General features: G+C 42.7%; 6 protein-coding genes. 4 read left to right on the forward strand and 2 right to left on the reverse strand.

The window, feature by feature from the left end; genetic code table 11:
• Window positions 1–461: 461 nt before the first annotated feature.
• Window positions 462–1,142 (reverse strand): Alr2735 family protein, encoded by a 681-nt coding sequence (locus AC5590_RS12335; protein ID WP_169268742.1) that lies wholly within the window; start codon window positions 1,140–1,142, stop codon window positions 462–464.
• A 477-nt stretch (window positions 1,143–1,619) separates the two neighbouring features.
• On the opposite strand from AC5590_RS12335, the gene AC5590_RS12340 reads away from it, so the two are divergent.
• The 3 genes from AC5590_RS12340 to AC5590_RS12350 all read left to right on the forward strand — a co-directional run bounded on the left by AC5590_RS12340 (window position 1,620) and on the right by AC5590_RS12350 (window position 4,469).
• The gene (locus tag AC5590_RS12340; RefSeq protein WP_169268743.1) at window positions 1,620–2,144 is read left to right on the forward strand and encodes a peptidoglycan-binding domain-containing protein; all 525 of its coding nucleotides are present in this window, start codon (window positions 1,620–1,622) and stop codon (window positions 2,142–2,144) included.
• Between the two features lie 363 nt (window positions 2,145–2,507).
• Window positions 2,508–3,026, forward strand: a complete 519-nt coding sequence (locus tag AC5590_RS12345) for a PM0630 family protein (RefSeq protein ID WP_169268744.1) — start codon at window positions 2,508–2,510, stop codon at window positions 3,024–3,026.
• Between the two features lie 270 nt (window positions 3,027–3,296).
• Window positions 3,297–4,469, forward strand: a complete 1,173-nt coding sequence (locus tag AC5590_RS12350; protein WP_169268745.1) for a phosphoserine transaminase — start codon at window positions 3,297–3,299, stop codon at window positions 4,467–4,469.
• 11 nt (window positions 4,470–4,480) lie between these two features.
• Here the strand turns inward: AC5590_RS12350 and AC5590_RS12355 are convergent, their stop codons facing one another.
• The gene (locus AC5590_RS12355; RefSeq protein ID WP_169268746.1) at window positions 4,481–4,936 is read right to left on the reverse strand and encodes a GFA family protein; all 456 of its coding nucleotides are present in this window, start codon (window positions 4,934–4,936) and stop codon (window positions 4,481–4,483) included.
• A gap of 515 nt (window positions 4,937–5,451) precedes the next feature.
• Between AC5590_RS12355 and AC5590_RS12360 the strand changes: the two genes are divergently transcribed.
• Window positions 5,452–6,621 (forward strand): RNA-guided endonuclease InsQ/TnpB family protein, encoded by a 1,170-nt coding sequence (locus AC5590_RS12360; protein ID WP_248277425.1) that lies wholly within the window; start codon window positions 5,452–5,454, stop codon window positions 6,619–6,621.
• Window positions 6,622–6,647 lie beyond the last annotated feature (26 nt).

The raw sequence follows: 6,647 nt of genomic DNA on the forward strand, positions 1-6,647 counted from the left end.
AACAGGAAAGAAGAAATAAAGGTGTACCTAGCTTCGTCAAAACTCAAATAGGAATTCTATAGTAAAAACAGAGTATAGAACTGCCTCAATTAGAAATCTTGACAAATTGGCTTTTGTTAAGTAGTCAACCTAATTAAACGTGAAATGTCATTATGTAAGCGCAAGCGCACGAATCGAGCGTAAGCGCAAGCGCACGCATGATTGCGAACGCGTAAGCGTGTCCCTTTGGGACTTACAAAGCAGCGTCTCCGTAGGAGATACAAAGCAGCGTGTCGCTATTAAGAAGAGCAGGGACGATGCTGGAAAGCAGGTGCGAAGCGATCGCCTAAAACCAAAATCCCCAACTTCTGACAGAAATCGGGGATGTTGTTTGGTGCATAACTATTGAAGCGATAGCTTCTCTACGAGACGCTGCGCGTTCGCGCTCTGCATAGCGGCAGATCGCCATCTTCCAGGACAATTTAGTTTACCTTTTTTTCCACAACTGTCAGCCGCCCTTCTTTATAAGCTTGTCGAAGCGCTACAGCTTCAGCCACAATATGCTGTGCACTCAACCCTTCGTTATCTATCATCTTTTGTAAAGTCGTCCCAGTTCGCTCATCAGTTTCGTGAATTGGTGGAATTTGGCAGTACCTCCCGCCATTCTTCGTGCGCCGCCAAATACTTGGTTTTTCAGGTTTGTCTTCTTTAGGAGTGCGCGGTTCTCTCATTAAAGAGCGTACAGCTTCTTGGGTAATTGCAGTTAAGTCTAAAAGCCTATCTATAATTTGTTTGTACTTATTGCTATTCTGTGCTAGCCGATATACAGTGCTTGGTTCTATTTGTGCTAACTCTTGAGGCGAGAACATTTGAAATGCTGCTGCAATCTTGAGATATTTTTTTTCTTCACCCTTCCAACCATAATCGACCAGTAATCTTCTATACTCTCTAACAGAGCGCTTCTGTTTTTGCTTGGCTAACCAAAAGGCATGACGCAGAATAGTTTCAGTCGCATCAGCAAGCATTTGGAAGGAAATACTATCATCCACAATGCTTTTGAGCACAGTAGCTGCTTCTTCTAAATATTGTTGGTCGAAGTCTGATTTTGCAATTGCTTGTTTGTCATCTGGGATAGCAATTGCATTCTTCAGTGGTGTCATCATGTTACTCAATAATACTGGATTTTTAGAAGTTCATTGTGTCCTACGGACATAAAGACAAGAGTGCGGTACCTTCACAGGAAATTGTCCACATGAAAGCACAGCGCAATTGGCGATTTTCTCATAAGAGCCGTCCCTTTGGAAGCATCGCCAAGACCAAAATTTCTTACTATAGAACAATTGTACTACTAAAAATAAAAGAGTAATCGCCAAAGATACTCATCTTTTGAAAGATCTTATGAAAATTAGATACATCCAAAACTCTGTTGACAGACGGATGTCATACATATCTAGCAATACTCCGCAATCTGCTAGTAGTTAAGTCAAATAACTGAAGTTGGTCGATCCTAGCAAAAAAATATTAATTAACACTACTGGTATCAAAAAACAATATTTTTTCTTTCGACGTAGTTATGTTAGGGAACTTTAACGATTCTCTTATCAGTCCTTAATATATGCTTACATATTTAAAGTGATATTATGGTTCTGTCTATTACACTTCAACTCCCTACAAAGAAACCAACCTTACAATTTGGTGCTTGTGGTTCAATTGTTAAAGATATGCAGAAAGCCTTAAATCGGCGGCTTGCTCAACTAGATACTGTATCAGTGTCTCCTTTGTCAGTTTCTACCGTAGGTTACTTTGATCACCAAACCAGAGATGCTGTGAAATACTTGCAGTGTCTTGCTTTCTTGACAATAGATGGGGTTGTGGGACAACAAACTTGGGCATATTTGTCCAACGGATTTGCTGGCTTGCCAATCCTAAGTTTTGGTAGTAGTGGAACTGTAGTCAAGGCTGTTCAAGAACCCCTACAAGTTGGTGGCTACTACTTTGGTGCCATTGATGGTATTTTTGGAGCAAAAACTGAGGCTGCAGTTTTGGCTTTTCAAGCAGAACATTGTTTAGAAAGCGAAGGTATCGTTGAAGCTTTGACTTGGAATGCGTTAAGCAAGTTAGATAGTCATGGCTCTCGTTGCAGGGTTAACTCATTTCGTGAGTAGTGAAGTTAATCACCTTCTGTTTTTGGTATTTTGAATTCTCCGAAAAATATTTTTTAATTTTTAATTGATATTTTGAATCAGGGCGCAGCAAGAGTCGTGTTATCTGGTGCGCTCTTGTTATTAGGGAACGCTCAACACCCGAACGCTTAACTCTTCATAAGAAAGAATTCAGTCAAAACTCTCTTTTAACTTCCGATTTCCAACTTCTTTAGAGTAGACCTCTCCAAAAATGGCTATGAAACCAATACCCCGCGCTTGCACTAAAAATCATTTTTGGAGAGGTCTAGTAGAAATGTCAGCATTTTATCTGAAAAAGGATGTTGATTCATATATGAATTAACAAGTCCTTTTTTAAAAAAGCTGATGCGAGTTAAAAATTTAGCTTACGGTATAGTACTATCATCTTGCTGGCTAACATCATGGGTTGTATCTTCTTTTGCTGTCAATGACGTTGTATCTTCTAATCAAATCAATACTAAAACGATTACTGTTAACCAAGCCGAGTTTGGGGTTTTAAGAGACGATCGCAACGGTAAAACGTCCTTTGTCCCCACAACAAAAGTGCCACATCAAGAAGGAAATCGTTACGGATGGCGTATTCAGCTTAAGGATAACCAAAATGAAGTGACATGGAAAGAAGTCCTTCGATTACCGAAACTTCCAGAAACTTGGAGTACAAGTAGTGGTGAAAATTTATTAATATCAGCCGATGGCATGGAAGCAGTGACAAAGCGCACACAGTCAGCAAAAAAAGGAGTCATTGAGAACTTTTGGACTGTTGCTTCTGGCGATCCTACTGGTAAACATGCGATCGCAGTCTACATTGATAACCGTCGCGTTGGTTTTTTCGAGTTTGAGGTTGTTTCCCCGAAGAAGAAGTAACAGTTATCTATCATCAGTTCGATTCAGACTCACCTAATTTATTCAACCAGTGTATTAGGTATGATATGCCTGAAACTTAATGAGTCTCAAAGAAAACTTCGGTTGATATCAATCGGTCTCAAAAGAAACTTTTGTTGATTGCGAGCAGGGATCTATATTATATGTAGGAATTCAGAAATTTAGACTGTTGACCTAGGTACAAAGCAAAGCGTAAAGTAGTAGCGAGTTACGACCTTTCACTAGGTCGCATCTATAACTGAAGTACCTTGTATGTCACCACATCTTACTCCTCCAACAACAAAGCCACGAGTTCCTAATTTCTCCTCTGGTCCTTGTGCCAAACGTCCTGGCTGGTCTGTTTCCAAGCTGGAAAATGCTTTCGTAGGTCGCTCTCACCGTTCTGAGGATGGCAGATCTCGCATCAAAGAAGTCATTGAGCGCTCCAAAACAATTCTTGGTGTTCCTGCAGATTATCGCTTGGGCATTGTTCCAGCTTCCGACACAGGCGCAGTGGAAATGGCACTATGGTCGCTGTTAGGAAAGTACCCCCTTGATATCTTGGCGTGGGAAAGCTTTGGTTTGGAATGGGTTAAAGATGTTGTAGACGAACTCAAGTTGCCTAATCTCAACGTTCTCAAGGCAACCTATGGCAGTTTACCAGACCTCAACCAAGTTGACTTTAGTCATGATGTGGTGTTTTTGTGGAATGGCACGACATCAGGTGTTAGGGTTCCTAATGGCGATTGGATCAAAGATGACCGTCAAGGTTTGACCATCTGCGATGCAACTTCTGCCGTTTTCGCGATGGAAGTACCCTGGCATAAGTTAGATGTTGTGACCTACTCTTGGCAAAAGGTGCTGGGAGGAGAAGCGCAGCATGGAGTGATTGCCCTTTCACCCCGCGCTGTTGAACGTTTGGAAAGCTACCAACCTGCTTGGCCGATACCGAAGCTGTTTCGCCTAGCACAAAAAGGTAAGCTTATTGAAGGAATTTTCAAAGGGGACACAATTAACACCCCATCAATGCTGTGTGTAGAAGATGCGCTTGATGGATTACTCTGGGCAGACAGCATTGGTGGACTTCCCGGCTTGATTCGTCGTAGTGAGGCAAATCTGGCGACAATTGCCCGTTGGGTTGAGCAAAGTGATTGGGCGGCTTTCTTAGCAGAGAAGCCAGAAACCCGTTCTTGTACTTCAATTTGCCTCAAGATTGTTGATGATTGGTTTACAAACTTAAGTCCAGAGAAGCAAGCAGAATCCGCTAAAAAAATCGCGAAACTTCTCCAAAAGCAAGAAGTTGCTTTTGATATCGCCTCTTACCGTTCTGCACCGCCAGGAATCAGGATTTGGGGTGGAGCCACAGTAGAAACGACAGATATTGAGGCGTTGCTACCGTGGTTGGATTGGGCATACGCGACTGTTAAACAGGAGTCGCAACAGTGATTTTTATAGTTTCATGAATGCTGTTGTGCCCATTTCTCCCACAAAGGACGCACATCTGCTGGTTGTCCCTCATAATTGAGCATCTGATCGCAAATCATCACCCACGGCTGAGCGCTATTTGTCCAAAGGTTACCCACAGGACGTAACCAACTCGTGTCATCTAGCGTTCCAGCTTTGACGTTGATGGTTTCTCGATTATAAGCCCGCTCATGGAACAATCGTGTTCCGCAGTCACCGCAAAACAGGCAAGTCACCTCACGTCCACTATCAGCTTTACGTTTCCAAGCCTTTGGTTCACCTTGAATAATGACAACAGCATCTCGTGGCACAGTGAGGGACATTCCAAAAGCGCTAGAAGATTGCTTCTGACATTCCTTGCAGTGACACAAATAGAGAGTTAACGGTTCAGCACGGATTTCATAGCGAATTTGTCCACATTGACAGCCGCCGCTATAAGTCGCATTCACAGCTTTTCTCCTCCTTGCTATTCACTGCTGCCTGATTGTACCCAAAGCTGCTCCAATCTTGAAGTTAAAAAATCTATGGTTCCTTTTCCGGAATTGGTATTCATGTGGTGGTAGATATTATTAACCTAACTACTTATATCTGAACTTCTTATATTGAGCCAAAGAGGAGATAACTCCACTGCCTATTATTAAGGCCCAGTCGTTATGACTGGGCTTTTGGCTATGGGCTGATGCGATTGGCTTTTCTTCCCTCACGTTCGCTTAATATTCCGCCTTATCTTGGTTTGGCTGTATAAGGTCTGCCTGATAAGCACCGAGATGTTGAGGAACGCAATGAAGGGAAACTTTCACGTTCCGTTTTGAAGACCAGCTTTCTTTGGTGACAACGTTGGTGAGTTTAATCAAATTAAATTAAGTTGCGAGTGGGGAGCCCAGTTTTTGTTGATCTGTCGACACCCACGAGTACTCGTTGTTTGTGGGCTGGCTCTTTTTCCCAGTCATACCCCCGGTGATCAATGCTTTTATCCATCAAAACTAAGTTGAAACTAACCTACGTACAGAAAATAGTAATGAGCAAGCACGCAGGTATAGCGCGCTTCACTTACAACTGGGGTTTGGCTACTTGGAAAAGCTTATATAGCGATGGATTCAAGCCAAATAAGTTTCTTCTCAAAAAGTTTTTCAACAATGAAGTTAAGACTTCGTTGGAGTGGATCAAGGAGAAAGGGATTTGTCAAAAAATCACGCAGTATGCTTTTGATCAACTTGGTGATGCGTACGCTCGATTCTTCAAAGGATTAGGCGGTTTCCCCAGGTTCAAAAAGAAAGGTATTAATGATTCTTTCACAATTGATGCTAGTGGTAAACCCATCCCTGTGGGTGGTGTACGAATCAAACTCCCTACCATCGGATGGGTTAAGACCTATGAAGGACTGCCCCATACAACAACCACTAAATTATCAATATCGCGAGTAGCTGACGACTGGTATATTGCATTTGCATACGAACAAGAATGCAAGCCTACGCCTAAGCCAGTGGATGTTGTTGGAGTGGATTTGGGAATAAAAGAACTAGCTACACTTAGTACTGGCGTTACGTTCCCCAACCCCAAAGCCTACAAAAAGAACATCCAAAAACTGAAGCGATTGTCTAAGTCCTTGGCGCGTAAAATCAAAGGTAGTAACAATCGTCATAAATTAAAGATTAAACTAGCGAGACATCATAACCGGGTAGCAAACATTCGTAAGGACTCGCTTCACAAGGTCACCCATTACTTATGCAAAAACCACGCGCTTGTAGTGGTGGAAGACCTAAATGTTTCCGGTATGATGTCTAATCACAAACTAGCTCAATCCATTGCCGATTGCGGATTTTACGAATTTAAGCGCCAGCTTGAATACAAATGCAAGAAGTTTGGAAGCAAGCTTGTAGTTGCGGATAGATGGTACCCATCATCCAAGACTTGTAGTAATTGCGGCTGCAAGAAAGAAACCCTGTTGTTGAGTGAACGTGTTTATTCATGTGAACATTGTGGACACGTGATAGATAGGGATTTGAATGCCGCAATCAACTTAAGCCACTGCGTTGCCGGTGAGAAGTGCCTTGCGCGGGTTAAGCGCGTTGTGGCAACTTCGGAGGTTCCCAAGGACGGTGCAAGTGGCGTATCGCGCAGGGCTTTGGCGTGAATGCTTTCTGAGGGCTAACCGCTCCC

It is taken from the genome of Brasilonema octagenarum UFV-OR1, from assembly GCF_963888615.1.
Classification (GTDB): Bacteria; Cyanobacteriota; Cyanobacteriia; order Cyanobacteriales; family Nostocaceae; genus Brasilonema; species Brasilonema sennae.